This window comes from Emticicia sp. BO119 (assembly GCF_013912375.1).
Taxonomy (GTDB): Bacteria; Bacteroidota; Bacteroidia; order Cytophagales; family Spirosomataceae; genus Emticicia.
In genome coordinates this window covers 1-15,396 of the sequence record NZ_JACETV010000003.1, presented here as the reverse complement: position 1 = coordinate 15,396, position 15,396 = coordinate 1, and the positions used below count along the sequence as shown (strand labels likewise).

Sequence of the window (15,396 nt, the reverse complement as noted above, 5' to 3'; positions counted from 1 at the left end):
TATTTTCAGGTATTCTATCTTGCTATTGAACTAATGCGATTTGGTTCAGTTTAGTAATAGGTATAGCTATTGAATTAAGTTTAGTGCTATTATTTGTGGTATTTAGTTTCATCATAAACTTTCTTATCAAACCAGACATGAAAAACGTACTTGTGATTGGTATGGGCAAAGTGGGTTCGTTGGTGGGCGTATTGCTCTCTAAACGCTTTGCCGTGATGGGTATGGACAAACGCCACCCCAATACCGAACTACCCTTTGATGTAGTCTTAGGCGATGTAAACGACATCGGCTTTTTAGAAAAAACTATCCCGGGTTTTGATGCAGTAGTATCGGCTATGCCCTATAACCTGAACCTGCCCATTGCCCAGACAGCCCATAAATTCGGCATCCATTATTTTGATTTGACAGAAGACGTACCAACCACTACGGCTATCAGAGAAATGGCTGAAACAGCTACATCTGTCATGGCCCCGCAATGTGGCCTCGCACCGGGCTTAATTGGTATTGTTGGAGCAGATTTAGCCAAACGCTTCACCAGATTGCGTGATATTGAACTACGTGTGGGGGCATTACCCCGTTATCCGAATGGCCTGATGGGCTATTCATTCACCTGGTCTCCGGCAGGTGTTATTAACGAATATATCAATGATGCCGAGGTGATTCATAACGGCACAAAAAAAATGGTTCCGTCTTTAGATGGTATCGAACATATCCAGATTGAAGGACAGGAGTTTGAAGCATTCAGTACTTCAGGAGGGTTAGGAACCATGTGTGAGACCTACGAAGGCAAGGTAGATACACTCAATTATAAAACCATCCGTTACCCTGGCCACGCAAAGCTTATGAAGTTTTTGCTATATGAATTGATTCTGAAAGATAAACGCGAACTGGTAGAACAGATTCTGACAGAGGCCAAACCACCTGTACAGGACGACGTGGTATATGTATATGCCGTAGTAGAGGGATGGAAAGGTGAAGAACTGGCTCGTGAAGAATTTTATGAGGCTTATCATCCGATAGAAATTGATGGCAAACACTGGCGGGCTATTTCCTGGACAACAGCAGCCTCAATAGCTGCAGTAGTAGAAATGGTAGCCGATGGTAAACTACCACAGAAAGGATTTATTAAACAGGAGGATATTCCGTTAGATACCTATCTGGAGACCACCAACGGACAATTTTTTAAAGTAGAAGAATAATAATAGATGGAAACTCAGACAGCAACTTTAGAATACGTATTAAATGGCTTAATGCGCCGATACCGTGAGCGTGTACCTGATGTTCAGAAAGTATCAGACGCCATGATTACCGAAGGCATTATTACCAATGCGAGCGAAATTGAAAATGACCACATAGCTTTTCGTACAATGGGTGTGCCGCAATTAGGGATTAAATCGTTCGAGAAGATTTTTCTTCATTTAGGCTATCAGAAACGTGATTACTTTTATTTTGAGGGCAAGAAATTAGATGCTTACTGGTTTTCGCCACCAAAGCCCGAATATCCCCGGATATTCGTGAGCGAATTGCGTGTCAATGATTTACCACAGCACATTCAGACCCTTATCACAAGCTATACAGATGAAGTAAAAACTGACCCTGCCGATAGTCTGGACCTGAATGATGGCGCAGCAGTGGATGAGTTTTTACATAGAGCTTTGTGGCGTGTACCAACATGGGAAGATTATTCGACCTTGTTGAAAGAAAGCGAATATGCCGCATGGGTGATTTATAACCGCTATTACCTCAATCATTATACCATAAGTGTGCATAATCTGAAAGAAGGGTATAATACCATTCAGGAATTTAATGCTTTTCTGGAAAAAACAGGAATTAAACTCAATGATGCAGGCGGAAAAATCAAGGTTAGCCCGGATGGGGGGTTATTGCAGAGTTCAACAGTAGCAGAAATCATTGATGCTACCTTTGCTGGGGGAGAAACCCACCCGATTTCGGGCAGTTATGTTGAATTTGCCGAACGCAAGGTTTTACCGCAATTCAGGCATTTAAAACCATCTGAAATTAAAAGAGAACACCGCCGCGAAGGTTTTGAAACCGGCAACGCCGATAAAATCTTTGAAAGTACCTTCACCAGCCAGACGGTGAAGCGCAAGGAGAGGGTGGAAGTTGGTAAATAATTCTTTTATATAGATGGTACATTTATTTAGAAACTGTTTGAGTTAAATTTTGAAAATAAAAAAGGATGATTTTTTCACCGCAGTATTGGTCAAAAAGCAACTTTTTTAGTTCAATAAGATTAACTCAAACAGTTTCTTAAAATCCCGTAGGGATAGTATATCGGTAGAAAAATTTCTATAAGTGAATTTAAAATCCCGTCAGGGACCATATATTGATTTAATATACCGTCCCCGACGGGACTCAATCTCTTTCTTATTTCTACCGTTATATCATCCTACGGGATTTATTTTATTGAACTACATTCTTTTAAAACTCGGGCTCTACCTTCAGTACCATCAGTTTCCCTTTCTCCCAGGCTTTTATATCCTTTTTATAATTAGACCTGTTTCTTTTGGTTAACCCCGCGTCGTCTAAAGATTTTAAATCAGGTTTTCCGGCATTTACCCAGGCAGTGTACCAGAAATTGGCTGTGGCAGCAATCGCTCCCCTTAGCTGGTCTTCAATCATGCCGTTTAAAGCTTTATGATACAGGTCTGCATACGCTCTGGTATAAACCGGCTGATTGAATTTGTTTCTGGCTATTTTGCCATTAGCATCTTTCTGAAAGATTTTATCTGCCGGAAACGTCTTTCTCAACTCTCTTTCTTTAGCCAGTAAAGTATCAGCTAATTCATGCGAATGCCTGATAATACGCCACGTTTCTTTGGTAATATCATCAATATATTGAGCTTGGCCTGTATGGATATTATAAGCCTCGCCATATAATTCGGGCATTTGTGCCTCCCAGAAAGCATGAATACCCGCCTGATTGGTTAGCTGTCCGTTATGGTTGCTCGAAGTATGCAAGGGCATATGAGCATCGGCCAGATAATGCCCTAAATCAGCAGCTAAAAACAAAGCCTCTGTTTTTCTCATACCCTGCATCGATTTAGTCAGTTTCTCCATTACTTCCTGAATATACCAGGGCAGAATACCGTTCGACTGCAACAGCTTGCTATCATATTTGGCATAGGCCAGTTTGCTTGTTTGCGGTAAACTATCTATACTGCCAAAATCTTCAATATCAATATAGTGGCGGGGATTTTCGGCCCTGTCGCTCAGCGTATATTTTCTTAAATCAGGCACATTCGATTCCTCCACCACAAAGTCCAGATGGTTATAAAAGAAAATTCGTAGTTCTTCGGGTAAGGCAAAAATCGCTGATTTGTTAATGTGCTGATGCCCCCACATACCCCACGAAGAAAGCATCAATAACAGGCTAAGACTCGTAGCAATAAGGAGTGTGTAAATGAAAATTCTTTTTTTCATGAGAGTGTTTTAATGTTGTTCTTCTTCCATCAGAGTCTCGTAAACCAATAGCAGAATCCCGTCTTTCAAACCTAAATCAGGTACAATAATTTCATGGGCATCGGCCCATTTCATTACTGATATATAGATGTCAGAAGCAGGCACAATTACATCGGCACGGTCTGCATTCAGTTGCAGCAGATTGATACGGTCTTCCAGACTGAATTTATTGATATAATCCCGTTTTTGCTGTAATTCTCTTAAGGTAGCTCTCCCCTGTGTTTTATGTTCAATCATATTAAACAACTTTGAGATATTCCCTCCAGTACCCACCGCAATAACATTTTCATGAGTCGGTATTGTATCTTCTATCCATGCTTTCATCTTGTTCCATACATCGGGTGCTTCTTTGTGCTCGAGCAGCCTTACCGAACCTATTTTGAAAGACCTGGCAGCTATTTTGGTTCTGCCTTTATAGATATTGAGTTCGGTACTGCCACCACCTACATCAATATGCAGATAGGTTTTGTCGTTCTCCAAAACCACCTTAATCACATCATTAATCAGTTCGGCTTCCTTTTCTCCTTCTATCAGGTGGATTTCCATGCCTAACTCATTCCTGACTCTCTCCACGATATTAATGCCATTTTCAGCTTCCCTCATGGCCGAGGTGGCACAAATCATATAGGCATCTACTTCATGAAGCTCCATCAGAAGGCGATAAGCCATTAGTAGTTTTTTGATTCGGGCTTCACTCTCGTAAGATATTTTTCCTGTATTAAATACGTCCATACCCAATCTAAGGGCAAAACGCACATATTCTACTTTTTTAAAGCTGATTTTATTTTTGTCATGTAATACCGACGAAATCTGCATTCGGGCGGCATTTGAACCTATATCGATAGCGGCAATTTTCATTAAATCTGTTATCAGTATTTAGTGGATTTGCAAAAATATCGCTTTTTATGGAAAAAGCGTTGATTAATTACCTAAAACCACCCAAACCTCATCTTTGTAGCCCCTGCCTATCGGAATCTGTTTGCCATTGATATCTATATCTGTGGCTGAAAAGGCATCAATCTTATCTTTGGCTATTATAAAAGAGCGATGCACCCGCAGAAAACTCTCAGTTTTTAGTAGTTCTTCTATTTCACCCAAAGGTAGTTTGGTCAGTATTGTCTGTGCTTTGGTAACAATTTTTACATACTCTCTTTGGCTTTCAATGTATAAAATCTCGTCAAAAAACACTTTAACCATTTTTTTACTCACATTAAAAAAATGGTATTTTCTGTCTTCTGTCAGAACCTGAGCCGCAACTACCGGTACGGTGGTCAGTTTATTAACCGCTTTCAGAAAACGACTGAACTCAATGGGTTTGAGCAGGTAATCTAATACATTATGTTCATAACCTTGCAGAGCATATTCATGATAGGCAGTAGTAAGAATAATACGTGGTGGATGGTGCAGGGTTCTGATAAAATCAAGCCCCTTGAGCTTAGGCAGGTTAATGTCTAAAAAAATCAGATCTATGCTATTATTTCTCAGGGCTTCGGTAGCTAAAATCGCATTGGTGCAAACCCCCTTTAACTGCAAAAACGGCACTTGCATCACATAATCCTGTAAAATTTCAGCAGCCAATGGCTCATCTTCTACAATAATACAGTTAAATTTTTGCATGGCTGTTAAGGTTTAGTTCCAGTACAATTTTAAAAGCAGTATTTTTGTTCTCAATGTTTAATTGATGTCCCGGGTACATCAGCTCCAGTTGTCGCCGCACATTGCTCAACCCTATTTTTTCTGTAATTTCCGATTGATTATCGTCTGTTCTCGAGTTTTCTACACTAAAATACAGATTACTTTTTTGTAATTGTAATCTGATACTGATATAAGATTCATGAATAGTTTCGCTGGCACCATGCTTGAAAGCATTTTCTACAAAAGGCAATAAAATCAAAGGGGCAATAGGCTCATGCAAATCGTCAATCGTAGTATTAAAATCAACTTTCAGTCTTTGGTTATAACGTATCCTCTCTAATTCTATATAATCCTGAATTACCCTCAGTTCTTCTTCAATCGGTATATAGGGCTTGTTGGTTTCATAGAGCATAAATCGCAATAACTTCGAGAGCTTCATTACTACTTCTGCCGTATCATCAGATTTTTTACGGGCCAGGCCATAAATATTATTGAGCGTATTAAATAAAAAATGCGGGTTAGTCTGTGCTTTCAGAAACTTCAGTTCAGTTTCTAATCTCTTTTGTGCCATTTCCTGTGCCGTTTCTCTTGCCTGTATATTCTGCCTGATTAGTTTCAATGCCAGTGCAATACCACACGTAAAACTCAATAGAAAAAAAGCATAGAGAAAACTCGCCAATGTAAAATAATTCTCATTTTCCATCGAACGTTTCAGAACATATTGCTGTATCAAGCCTGATACCTTTAAAAAAGCAACTATAGATACTAAAAATGTCAATAGAGTAATAAAAACTGTCTTGATGACTCCCCAGTTTTTTGAAAGAAACTGACTCGTAATATAAAAAACCGTATAAACGAGAGGTATCTTGATAGGCAGGTAAGAAGACTGAATACCAACAGCCAGAAAGAAAAGATAGAAAACATTTTCTTTAGGCATACTATACTGTAAAGACTCAAAATTGAGATAAGATTTAAATAATACATAAGCTATCCAGAAAGCTATATGATAAACGATTCGTCTTTGCATTAATAGGAATGATTCAGCTTTTAAAAACATAAAATTATAAGAAAATATTATCATATAAACGCTTATGGCTATCAACAGCGATTTCCTGCTTACCAGCCGTAGTTTCTGTTGTAAAATCAACCAGATAATCATAAACACAGCTTTTTGTTGGTTGATAGTTGCTGTCTGTCATCAACGATATATTTTTTAAAACAAAGCCTTTACTTTTATACCCGACCTGACAAAACCAAAAACTATGCCTCTGAACAGAAAACTTTTATCAACACTCGTACTATTATTATCAACTTTGGCATTAACCGCCCAAAAAACAATTGCTCTGACTAATCCCCCATCACAGGCCGAAGTGTTCGCCGTAAGCACCGGATTCAGCGAACGAGATTTTGCGGTCTCTCCCGACGGCACCGAAATCTACTATACGCTACAATCGCCACAGGGAGTTTTCCAGACTATCGTGTATTGCAAAAAAGAAGCAAATAATAGCTGGAGCAAACCGGAAATTGCTCCTTTTGCCGGGAAATTCAGCGATTTGGAGCCTGCTTTCTCTGCCGACGGAAAGAAACTTTATTTTGCTTCAAACCGACCCACACAAGGCACAACCCCTAAGGATTTTGATATATGGGTGGTAAGCAGAGAAAACGGGCAATGGGGCGAACCACAAAATTTAGGCGCACCAGTCAATTCAGATGAAGATGAGTTTTATCCGTCTATTGCCCGAAACGGCAACCTTTACTATACCGCTGCCTACAAAACCGCAATAGGCAAAGAAGATATTTTCGTTGCAAAATTAGAGCAGGGGAAATATACGCAACCTGTACCTTTAGATACAGCCGTTAATTCAAAGATGTACGAGTTTAATGCATTTGTGTCACCTGATGAAGATTACATCATTTTTACCTCTTATGGCCGCAAGGACGATAAGGGTAGGGGAGACCTCTATATGAGCATAAAAGATGCTACCGGTAAATGGCTGCCAGCCCGGAATTTAAGCATGCTTAATTCTAACAGAATTGATTATTGCCCTTATGTGAGCCCTGATAAAAAGATTATGTTTTTCACCAGCGAAAGAATCAGTATCCCGAATGCCTATACAAATGCTTCAGCTAAGATGGATGATTTATTAAGAACCTACACCTCACCACAAAATGGCTCAGGAGATATTTACTGGGTAAGTTTCGACAAGGTGATGGAGATATGGAAAAAATAAATTACAGTGCATAGACGATTGAATCCCGATAACCTATTTGAGTAGTAAGAGCAACAATCCTGATAATAGCTTGAACTATATGCGCTTATTAAAATAAAAGTAAATGTTTCAAAAGAGTGAAGATGATACAAAACATTTCTTAAGGAAGTTTTGGATCGGTAATTATGGAAGAGTTGTTACAAGCCGGATAAGAATACTTTTCTTATTTGCTCCTCTGTTGTACAGTTGCCATGCTACCGGAAATAATGACGGCACACATGGCAACACAACAGAAAGTATTCTTGAATCTTCATTAGAAGCAATTGCGAATACGGTAGATAGAGATAAAGTGAAAAGTATTATTGCTTTTGCCAATTGCACTTCTCCAAAAGGAAAATATACTACTGAAATACATACTGATTCGGAGGGGTATTCCTATTTCAAGCAGACCTATACCTACAATCCGCAAGCTTTTGAAGCTAAAATATATCATAAAACACAAGGATTTCAGAGCCGGGATTCAACCCAGACACTCAGTAAGGAAGCTATTTATACCATAAGAAGCCATGAGTTTTTCAATTTAATACTGGATGTAAAGCAACGCTTTCATGAGTTTTCTGAACCGGAACTGATAGAAGTAAACCAGCAGCAAATGTATAGAATTGCTGCCAGAGATGAGCTGAATCATTTCTGCCTGTTATTCTTCGATAACCATTCGGGTTTATTAAACGAAATACATTTGCAGAATCCTGAAAATGAAAAAGAACTGCTCATTATCACATTTTCTGATTGGAAGAAGGTAGATACCTTGCAATTACCTATGCATATCGTAATTAGCCAGAGCGAACAACTGTACACTTTTGATTTTATTAAGGTACAATTCAATAGTCCTGATTTCAGGCAAAAGAAATAAGTTTAAACAGGTTCAAAAATAGATTATGAACTTTTATCAATTAAACCATTAATTTTATATACAATTTTATGAAACCGCACTATCTCATTTTGTTATTATTCTTTCTTTGTTCTACCAGCATGGCAAATCAAACAACAGACACCGTTTGGGTAGATGCTACTAAAGTAAACACAAAGTTCCTGAAAGAAGGCAACAACCGCTATCTGGTCTATTTTAAAATGAGCAAAGTTGCCCCACGTTCAAGACCACAATTCTGGACAAGGAATATCTCGTTTGAAACCTATAATGGCAAAGACGCCATCGTAATAAAACAGGAATGGGAAGATAGAGACAGTATTGTACATACCGTAAAGTCGGTTTGTGATAAGAAGACCTTTGCCCCACTCTATCATCAAAGCTGGTGGAAGCAACGAGGCACGGGCGAATACGATTTTATGAATAAAACTGCCAGAATCAACGATTTGCCTCTGACTGATGCCGATACCGCCAGAAACAGAAAAGGCCCCTATCAGGCATTTCAGAAGGCTTTGACCCAGTATAGCTTAAACTGGCACCTCGACCTCGAAGTGTTTCCTTTATTGCCTTATAAACTCAATACTACTTTCATGATTCCGTTCTATGACCCGGGCTACATTGCTCCGAATTTCGAAGCCTATACTGTATCAGGTTCCGGGCAGTTAGAGGGCTATGATAACCAGAAAGTAGATTGCTGGTTGCTCACACACGAATCAAGAGGTTTGAAAGAGGTATTCTGGATAAGTAAAAAAACGCAGGAAGTACTCAAACTGGAGAACGAAATCGGCAAAGACCGCTGGCGCTATAAAGTCAAATTAGGTTTTAGCGTATAAAAATTAAGTTTTTAATGAGCAACTAAGGGGCTTTATCAAACCAAAATTAGCTGAAATACGTTTGTATAAATAGGAAAATGATTCAATCTTAATATTAATACAAATGAATAAGGCTATTTCACTCATTGTTACGGTCAGTGCTTTTGTTAGCGTTTTTTCCTGTAGCTCTACTACAGAAACAAACAGTGCTACAACAGAAAAGTATAAAGTGCCGGCAGTTGATAACACCGCTTATGGTAAATTAGACACCGCCTATTTTGCTTCCGGCTGTTTCTGGGCGGTTGAGGGTATCTTTGATAGTCTGAAAGGCGTAAAGGAAGCCGAATCTGGCTATAGCGGGGGGCACACAGCAAAACCAACCTATCGCGATGTAGTCACCGAAACCACTGGTCATGCCGAAGCTGTGGCAGTTTATTATGACCCCAAGATTATCAGCTACGAAACACTATTAGAAGTATATTTTGCTTCACAAGACCCCACGCAGGTAAACGGACAAGGCCCTGACCACGGAGATTCGTATCGTTCGGTTATTTTTTATACCAATGCCAGCGAACAGCAATTAGCGGTTAATTATAAAAATAAATTAGCAGCATCTGGCAAATACAAAAAGCCAATTGCAGTACAGATTGTACCCTTTAAAGCATTCTATAAAGCCGAAGATTATCATCAGAACTACGATCAGCACCATCCAGACCAGCCTTATGTGGCATCTGTGTCAATACCTCGTATCGAAAGAGCGCAGGCAATGTTTCCTCAATTGTTGAAATAAAAATAGCTTCAGTAGTCTGGTTTATCAGGTTTTAAGCAATAAAACATGAATAGACATCTTTATAAAACCAGAAAGGCTCGGGATGCCCCCAAGCCTTTCTGGTTTTATAAAGATGTCTCTTACCAGAAATACCAGTACAAGAAAACAAGAATCAACACTACAACAGATGCCCCAACCGCAAATGTGCCTTTTACTTTAAACATACTTGCGTCAATTTCCAGACCTTTGCCTTCGTCAGGCAATACAAAACCTAAAACCACCATTACCGCTACACATAGCAAGAATACAATGCCCATACGGTCAAGGAACGGAACAGTCGTCCAGTCTGCAAATGGTAGCCAGTTATTATGCATCGAAAGCGCAATCAGAAATCCACCCACAATGGCAAACAAAGCCCCTGCCGAGTTGGTACGTTTCCAGAAGAAACCCATCACAAACGAAGCAAAAATACCCGGAGATAACAAACCGGTCATTTCCTGAATAAACTGGAAACCACCTTTTTTATCAATACCCATATAAGGAGAAATCACAATAGCTAAAATCATCGATACCACAATGGTTACACGGCCTATCCAGACCAGATGTTTTTCTGTAGCGTTTTTACCGATATAATTTTTAAAAATATCAAGCGTAAAGATGGTTGAGATACTATTGGCTTTACCGGCTAATGAAGCCACAACAGCCGCCGTAAGTGCAGCAAAAGATAAACCTTTCAAACCGATCGGCAACAGGTTCAATAAAACCGGATACGCATTATCCTGATTCAACGTACCATCAGCCCCAAGCATTTCTTGTTGAAACAATCCCTTCTGATACAAAGTATAAGCCGCTATACCCGGAAGCGTTACAATCACAGGCATTAAGAGTTTCAGAAACGCCGCAAATAAAATCCCCTCACGCGCGGTTTTCAGGTCAGCACCTAAAGCCCGTTGTGTAATATACTGATTACAACCCCAGTAGTTCAGATTCACAATCCACATACCACCAATCAATACAGTCAATCCCGGTAAGGCCATATAATGTGGCTCACCTTTATGGAAAATCATATGGAAATGGTCTTCCGATTTTTCCGACATCAGCTTTAAACCATTAGCTAAACTCGTAAGCCCGTCGTATTCTGTCGATACCAGCGTAACGGCCAGATAAGTAGTAGCCAGACCTCCCACAATCAGGAAAAACACCTGAATTACATCAGTAAACCCGATAACCTTCATACCCCCCACAGTAATGATAATGGCAAAAATAGCCAGCCCTATCATACAGGCAGTGAAATCTATCCCCGAAATACTTGATACCGCCAGCGCGCCCAGATACAGGATAGAAGTAAGATTGACTAAAATATACAAAGCCAGCCAGAAAATTGCCATAATCAGACTTACAGTAGAGTTGTATCGCTGATTAAGAAATTGCGGCATCGTAAAAATCTTGTTTTTCAGATAAATAGGCATAAACACAATACCTACTACCAATAGCGTAGCCGCTGCCATCCATTCGTAGGTAGAAATCGCTAAACCCATCGAGAAACCATTACCCGACATACCAATCATTTGCTCAGCCGAGATATTCGAGGCAATCAACGAAGCACCAATAGCCCACCAGGTAAGCGAGCCCTCTGCAAGAAAAAAGTCTTTGGTTGAAGTTTGTTTGGCTTGTTTTTTCTTATAAATCCAATAACCGTAACCTGACACTAAAATAAAATAGAAGAGAAATACTACATAATCGAGGGTTTGTAATTTTTGCATAGTGCTTAGGGAAATGAAACTTTAGTTTTTTTAGAATAAGATTCTTTGAGCAAAGCAAATAAAGGTAGAAAATTTGCTTTTTCAAAGGGCAGACAACGATTTTAAAAGAATATTTAGATTTTACATAACTTTTTTAATAACCACTCACTAAACTTCTTATTAAAATTTTGTCAATAAATCTTCTTTTGTCTAATTTTACGAAAAAACTATCCCGTTTTGAACAGAAATACCATCCGACTTCTGATTATACTCGGCACGCTTTCGATCACGGGAATTATTGCAGTACAGGCCTATTGGGTAAAGCGTGCTTTCGATTTAAAAGAGCAACAGTTTCGGCAAACTGTCATGATCTCTTTACGAAATGTAGCGAACAAAATCTCTTCTCTCTATAAGCTTTCAAGTATCGAAAACCCCGTTAGTCAGCTTTCTTCCGATTACTACGTAGCCAATTTAAGAATCCCGCTTGATGCCGACGTGCTTGAGCATTACCTCAAAGAAGAATTTAAAAAACAAAATCTACAGACTGATTTTGAATATGGCATCTACGATTGTAATACCGACAAAATTGTAGACGGAGCGCATGTCAATTCTGATTTTGAAAGTTCGGCCTTGAAAAAGACTTTGCCCAAAACCGATAAATATCTCAATTATTTCGGTGTCCGATTCCCAAGTAAAACAAGCTTTCTGGCGGCCCGTCTGGATATCTGGGTCATTTCGTCACTTATTACTTTAGTTGTAACAGCCTTTTTTGGGTATTCAATGTTTGTGATTCTGAAACAGAAACGCCTCAGCGAAGTCCAACGTGATTTTATCAATAATATGACGCACGAGTTTCAGACACCGATTTCAACCATCAGAGTGGCAACAGATGTTTTGAGTCAGACCAAAATAATGGAACAACCCGAGCGTTTGAAAAAATATGTACATATCATCAGACAAGAAAACAACCGGCTGAAAAATCAGGTTGAATCTGTGTTGAATACGGCTCGCATGGAGCGGGGTAAAATGGAACTCGATATTCAGTTACAGGAGTTGCACAGTATCATTAACGATGTAACAGAGGGCGTAAAAGCAGAACTCGAAGACTCACTGAGTATAGAACTGAATGCCACCCGCACCAGTATCTACGCCGACCGCACACAATTGATAAGCCTGATACGGAACCTCCTCGAAAATGCCATTAAGTACTCAGGTAAAAAACCATGCATCATCATCAGAACCGAGAATTTTGAGGATTCATTAGTGCTCTCCATAAAAGACAATGGCGTAGGTATAGCCAAAGAACACCAGAGTAAGATTTTCAACAAGTTTTATAGAGTACCAACCGGAAATACCCATAATGTAAAAGGTTTTGGCTTGGGGCTAAGCTATGTGAGAGAGATTGTAAGAGCACATAAATGGGAAATAAAAGTGGATAGCGAACCAGACAAAGGGAGTACATTTACGATTATCATAAAACAAGAATAAGAAACGGGTTAGATTAATAGGTGTTCCTCGTTTCTACTACCATAAACTAAATATGCCGAAAATACTGTACGTCGAAGACGACCCCAACCTGAGCTATGTAACCAAAGATAATCTTGAACTGGAAGGCTATGAGGTAACACACTTTCAGGATGGAAAAGAAGCCTGGAAGAGCTTTACCAAAGAAAAATATGACCTTTGCCTGTTAGATGTCATGCTGCCCGAATTAGATGGGTTTTCGTTAGCCGAAAAAATCAGAAAACAGAATCAACAGATACCCATTATCTTCCTGACAGCCAAAGGCATGCAGGAAGACCGTATCACCGGTCTGAAAGTTGGTGGCGATGACTACGTAACCAAGCCATTCAGCATCGAAGAACTCAACCTCCGCATCAAGGTATTTCTGAAACGGAAAGACGTAAATAAAGAAGTGACCGAAGGCAACGGCAAATGGAAATTAGGCGATTACGAATTTAATTATAACCAGCTTTCGCTGAAATCAGATGATAAAGCCGAGCAACTAACCCACCGCGAAGCAGAGGTTTTGAAGTACTTATGTGAAAGGAAACATCAGGTAATCAAACGTGAAGAGATACTGACAGCCATCTGGGGCAGAGACGATTATTTCTTGGGCCGAAGCCTCGACGTATTCATTACCCGCCTAAGAAAAATGCTCTCCGACGACCCAAAAATCAAGATTGAAAATGTGCATGGGATTGGGTTTCGGTTTACTTGTTAGATAATTGAAATATATATTGTTGCCCGCATTTACACTAAATTAGCTCAATTGCCACAACCTTCAGGTCGTGGATTAAAAAACAAAAAACTTTCTGGCTTTAGCCGAATGATAGTAATTTTAAGAGTATAAATTATCCAAAATTATTATTATCTGTACAATCCCACTGGCTTTTGCGGTGGGATTTTTTATAGGTAATTGTTGTTAGTATCGCTTCCTTTTGATGTTTTTTATATTCGGTAATAGGAAAAGGAATTACGTTAATGAAAAAACCAACTTTTAAAGAACCAGACATAGATATTTCAATTTGCTCAAAGCCATTAACAAAAGAGGAAGAAAAAGAAATATCTGAATTTATAGCTAAGGAGAAAAAAAGATTGCAGAAGAAAGGGAAATTAATTAGCGTTTAATAGATATTTCAAATAAAACCCATCGCTACCCACACCAAACCCCACCCTTTTCACTAATTTTGATTTCATTTTAAAACTAACCTGATGAGCCGATATTTACTGCTGATTTTTACTGCATTCCTTACCTCCTGCGGAAAATTAAAAGATAAAGCCCAGGCCGTTCATGTAGCTGATAGTACAGCTATCGGGCAATGGATGCCTCCTGATAAAAATGTGGTCGATGTAACGATTTATAAAAAAGAGGGGAAGGTATTTCTCCATGAGAATTTTGATGATAAGTCAGTACTGAACGAAGAAATGGTGGTGGAATCTACAGATAATGTAATAAGATTAAAGTACAAAGAGGTTATAGCTGACCAGTATATGATTATTGATAAAGAGGGGAGTTTGAAATGGTTTTCAGCAGATGGCAGAGAATATGCAAAATCGAAACCTAAATGATAAAAATTACTGATAATTAATAAGCCAAAAGCCCTCCCGAATTTCTTCAAGAGGGCTTTTTAGTCGGGGTGGCCAGATTCGAACGGGGCGGCAGACGTTCTGCGGCCGACCGCTGACGACCTTCTGCTCGCAAAACAGACGCGATAATAAATCAAAGACCCTCTCAGAATTACTTCTAAGAGGGTCTTTGTGTCGGGGTGGCCAGATTCGAACGGGGCGGCCGACCGCTGACGACCTTCTGCTCGCAAAACAGACGCGATAATAAACCAAAAACCCTCTCAGAATCACTTCCAAGAGGGCTTTTTGATGTCGGGGTGGCCAGATTCGAACCGCGGCGGCGGACCGTTGACGACCTTCTGCTCGCAAAACAGACGCGATAATAAATCAAAAACCCTCTCAGAATCACTTCCAAGAAGGCTTTTACGTCGGGGTGGCCAGATTCGAACCGCGGCGGCGGACCGTTGACGGCCTTTTGCTCCCAAAGCAGACGCGATACCGGGCTACGCTACACCCCGAGGGCGGTTCTGTCCCGTCAAAGTCTCCCATGTGCGTCGGCATAGCACAAAGCAAGGGGACTTTGACGCCACTTGAATGATGAGCTTGGCTAAAAACAAGAAAATTACGGATCAAACCTAAAAGTTGTGGGGTGATAAAATAATTTAGACCTTTGCATTTTACTAATTGAACAGATGCAAGAGAGTTACGGAGAACTATTAAAGTTATTACTTCCCACAATCATAGTTGA

16 protein-coding genes and 1 tRNA gene are annotated in these 15,396 nt (G+C 39.7%); 10 read left to right on the top strand and 7 right to left on the bottom strand.

Going from position 1 to position 15,396, the window contains the following annotated elements; translation table 11 throughout:
- The first annotated feature begins 137 nt into the window (after positions 1 to 137).
- Positions 138 to 1,199: a saccharopine dehydrogenase C-terminal domain-containing protein gene (locus H1R81_RS11565; protein WP_181840890.1), complete on the top strand. Its 1,062-nt coding sequence runs from the start codon at positions 138 to 140 to the stop codon at positions 1,197 to 1,199.
- A 6-nt stretch (positions 1,200 to 1,205) separates the two neighbouring features.
- Complete coding sequence (locus tag H1R81_RS11560; protein ID WP_181840889.1) at positions 1,206 to 2,135, top strand: DUF1338 domain-containing protein; 930 nt, start codon at positions 1,206 to 1,208, stop codon at positions 2,133 to 2,135.
- A gap of 307 nt (positions 2,136 to 2,442) precedes the next feature.
- Here H1R81_RS11560 and H1R81_RS11555 read toward each other — a convergent pair whose 3' ends face one another.
- The 5 genes from H1R81_RS11555 to H1R81_RS11535 all read right to left on the bottom strand — a co-directional run bounded on the left by H1R81_RS11555 (position 2,443) and on the right by H1R81_RS11535 (position 6,317).
- Positions 2,443 to 3,444, bottom strand: a complete 1,002-nt coding sequence (locus tag H1R81_RS11555) for a zinc dependent phospholipase C family protein (RefSeq protein ID WP_181840888.1) — start codon at positions 3,442 to 3,444, stop codon at positions 2,443 to 2,445.
- 9 nt (positions 3,445 to 3,453) lie between these two features.
- A complete protein-coding gene (locus H1R81_RS11550; RefSeq protein WP_181840887.1) occupies positions 3,454 to 4,341 on the bottom strand; it encodes a Ppx/GppA phosphatase family protein in 888 nt (295 codons plus the stop codon).
- A 63-nt stretch (positions 4,342 to 4,404) separates the two neighbouring features.
- Positions 4,405 to 5,100, bottom strand: a complete 696-nt coding sequence (locus tag H1R81_RS11545; protein WP_181840886.1) for a LytTR family DNA-binding domain-containing protein — start codon at positions 5,098 to 5,100, stop codon at positions 4,405 to 4,407.
- Positions 5,087 to 6,145 (bottom strand): sensor histidine kinase, encoded by a 1,059-nt coding sequence (locus H1R81_RS11540; protein WP_181840885.1) that lies wholly within the window; start codon positions 6,143 to 6,145, stop codon positions 5,087 to 5,089. Before H1R81_RS11540 ends, H1R81_RS11545 begins: the two co-directional genes overlap by 14 nt.
- 34 nt (positions 6,146 to 6,179) lie before the next feature.
- Positions 6,180 to 6,317, bottom strand: a complete 138-nt coding sequence (locus H1R81_RS11535; protein WP_181840884.1) for a hypothetical protein — start codon at positions 6,315 to 6,317, stop codon at positions 6,180 to 6,182.
- A gap of 63 nt (positions 6,318 to 6,380) precedes the next feature.
- Here H1R81_RS11535 and H1R81_RS11530 point away from each other — a divergent pair, with 63 nt between their 5' ends.
- From H1R81_RS11530 to msrA, 4 genes are all read left to right on the top strand, one after another.
- Positions 6,381 to 7,349 carry a TolB family protein gene (locus H1R81_RS11530; RefSeq protein ID WP_181840883.1) on the top strand — a complete coding sequence of 323 codons (969 nt, stop codon included), beginning with the start codon at positions 6,381 to 6,383 and terminating at the stop codon, positions 7,347 to 7,349.
- A 103-nt stretch (positions 7,350 to 7,452) separates the two neighbouring features.
- On the top strand, positions 7,453 to 8,241 hold the full coding sequence (locus tag H1R81_RS11525; protein WP_181840882.1) for a hypothetical protein: 789 nt from the start codon (positions 7,453 to 7,455) through the stop codon (positions 8,239 to 8,241).
- Positions 8,242 to 8,360: 119 nt separating this feature from the next.
- Complete coding sequence (locus H1R81_RS11520) at positions 8,361 to 9,089, top strand: hypothetical protein (protein ID WP_181840881.1); 729 nt, start codon at positions 8,361 to 8,363, stop codon at positions 9,087 to 9,089.
- Positions 9,090 to 9,192: 103 nt separating this feature from the next.
- Positions 9,193 to 9,858 (top strand): peptide-methionine (S)-S-oxide reductase MsrA, encoded by a 666-nt coding sequence (msrA, locus tag H1R81_RS11515; RefSeq protein WP_181840880.1) that lies wholly within the window; start codon positions 9,193 to 9,195, stop codon positions 9,856 to 9,858.
- 119 nt (positions 9,859 to 9,977) lie between these two features.
- On the opposite strand, the gene H1R81_RS11510 is transcribed toward msrA, so the two are convergent.
- Positions 9,978 to 11,600, bottom strand: coding sequence for a sodium:solute symporter family transporter (locus H1R81_RS11510; RefSeq protein ID WP_181840879.1), 1,623 nt, complete (start codon positions 11,598 to 11,600; stop codon positions 9,978 to 9,980).
- 216 nt (positions 11,601 to 11,816) lie between these two features.
- Here H1R81_RS11510 and H1R81_RS11505 point away from each other — a divergent pair, with 216 nt between their 5' ends.
- From H1R81_RS11505 to H1R81_RS11490, 4 genes are all read left to right on the top strand, one after another.
- Positions 11,817 to 13,067 carry a sensor histidine kinase KdpD gene (locus H1R81_RS11505; protein WP_220275212.1) on the top strand — a complete coding sequence of 417 codons (1,251 nt, stop codon included), beginning with the start codon at positions 11,817 to 11,819 and terminating at the stop codon, positions 13,065 to 13,067.
- A gap of 52 nt (positions 13,068 to 13,119) precedes the next feature.
- The gene (locus H1R81_RS11500) at positions 13,120 to 13,803 is read left to right on the top strand and encodes a response regulator transcription factor (protein ID WP_181840878.1); all 684 of its coding nucleotides are present in this window, start codon (positions 13,120 to 13,122) and stop codon (positions 13,801 to 13,803) included.
- 260 nt (positions 13,804 to 14,063) lie between these two features.
- Positions 14,064 to 14,210, top strand: a complete 147-nt coding sequence (locus H1R81_RS11495; protein ID WP_181840877.1) for a hypothetical protein — start codon at positions 14,064 to 14,066, stop codon at positions 14,208 to 14,210.
- A gap of 84 nt (positions 14,211 to 14,294) precedes the next feature.
- Complete coding sequence (locus H1R81_RS11490) at positions 14,295 to 14,651, top strand: hypothetical protein (protein WP_181840876.1); 357 nt, start codon at positions 14,295 to 14,297, stop codon at positions 14,649 to 14,651.
- A 425-nt stretch (positions 14,652 to 15,076) separates the two neighbouring features.
- Here the strand turns inward: H1R81_RS11490 and H1R81_RS11485 are convergent.
- Positions 15,077 to 15,166: transfer RNA gene (locus tag H1R81_RS11485), tRNA-Pro, on the bottom strand.
- Positions 15,167 to 15,396: the final 230 nt, after the last annotated feature.

Bases quoted from the DNA above. Each gene is read 5' to 3' on its own strand.
- H1R81_RS11490 (WP_181840876.1), top strand. From the start codon at position 14,295: ATGAGCCGATATTTACTGCTGATTTTTACTGCATTCCTTACCTCCTGC.
- H1R81_RS11530 (WP_181840883.1), top strand. From the start codon at position 6,381: ATGCCTCTGAACAGAAAACTTTTATCAACACTCGTACTATTATTATCA.
- H1R81_RS11555 (WP_181840888.1), bottom strand. From the start codon at position 3,444: ATGAAAAAAAGAATTTTCATTTACACACTCCTTATTGCTACGAGTCTT.
- H1R81_RS11545 (WP_181840886.1), bottom strand. From the start codon at position 5,100: ATGCAAAAATTTAACTGTATTATTGTAGAAGATGAGCCATTGGCTGCT.
- H1R81_RS11500 (WP_181840878.1), top strand. From the start codon at position 13,120: ATGCCGAAAATACTGTACGTCGAAGACGACCCCAACCTGAGCTATGTA.
- msrA (WP_181840880.1), top strand. From the start codon at position 9,193: ATGAATAAGGCTATTTCACTCATTGTTACGGTCAGTGCTTTTGTTAGC.
- H1R81_RS11550 (WP_181840887.1), bottom strand. From the start codon at position 4,341: ATGAAAATTGCCGCTATCGATATAGGTTCAAATGCCGCCCGAATGCAG.
- H1R81_RS11520 (WP_181840881.1), top strand. From the start codon at position 8,361: ATGGCAAATCAAACAACAGACACCGTTTGGGTAGATGCTACTAAAGTA.
- H1R81_RS11495 (WP_181840877.1), top strand. From the start codon at position 14,064: ATGAAAAAACCAACTTTTAAAGAACCAGACATAGATATTTCAATTTGC.
- H1R81_RS11510 (WP_181840879.1), bottom strand. From the start codon at position 11,600: ATGCAAAAATTACAAACCCTCGATTATGTAGTATTTCTCTTCTATTTT.
- H1R81_RS11525 (WP_181840882.1), top strand. From the start codon at position 7,453: ATGTTTCAAAAGAGTGAAGATGATACAAAACATTTCTTAAGGAAGTTT.
- H1R81_RS11540 (WP_181840885.1), bottom strand. From the start codon at position 6,145: ATGCAAAGACGAATCGTTTATCATATAGCTTTCTGGATAGCTTATGTA.
- H1R81_RS11560 (WP_181840889.1), top strand. From the start codon at position 1,206: ATGGAAACTCAGACAGCAACTTTAGAATACGTATTAAATGGCTTAATG.
- H1R81_RS11565 (WP_181840890.1), top strand. From the start codon at position 138: ATGAAAAACGTACTTGTGATTGGTATGGGCAAAGTGGGTTCGTTGGTG.
- H1R81_RS11535 (WP_181840884.1), bottom strand. From the start codon at position 6,317: ATGACAGACAGCAACTATCAACCAACAAAAAGCTGTGTTTATGATTAT.